The sequence below is a fragment of the Janibacter sp. CFPM2_SD2 genome (assembly GCF_057364645.1).
Genome location: NZ_JBNFOF010000414.1, coordinates 1 through 548 on the forward strand (window position 1 = coordinate 1; position 548 = coordinate 548).

1 pseudogene is annotated in these 548 nt (G+C 75.5%); it reads left to right on the forward strand.

Annotation, left to right across the window (positions count from 1 at the left end):
* Positions 1–548 (forward strand): annotated as a pseudogene (locus tag AC2W7J_RS18705) (DEAD/DEAH box helicase); the annotation flags it as partial.

The window sequence follows — 548 nt, forward strand, 5'->3', positions numbered from 1 at the left end:
CATCGACCGGCTGTGGTCCCCACCAGGCGCGCGCGGCCCCAGGCCGCGCGCCGACGGGAGGCACGTCGTGCTGGCCACCGGCACGGCCTCGGGCAAGTCACTGGGCTACCTCCTCCCTTCGCTCACGGCGGTGCTCGAAGGGAGGGCCGCCGCCAACGGCCGCGGGGCCACCGCCCTCTACCTCTCCCCCACCAAAGCGCTGGCCGCCGACCAGCTCGCCCGGATCCAGTCGTGGGCCGTGCCGGGCGTGCGCGCCGCGACCTACGACGGCGACACCCCCACCGACGAGCGGCGCTGGATCCGTGACCACGCCGACGTCATCCTCACCAACCCCGACCTCGTCCACCACTCCCTGCTGCCGGGGCACGAGCACTGGGCGCACGTGCTGCGGCGGCTGCGCTACGTCGTCATCGACGAGTGCCACGTGTACCGCGGCGTCTTCGGCTCGCACGTCGCGCTGCTGCTGCGGCGGCTGCGGCGCGTCGCCCGGCGCTACGGCGCCGACCCGGGTCTTCGTCCTCGCGTCCGCGACCGTCGGCGACCCCGGC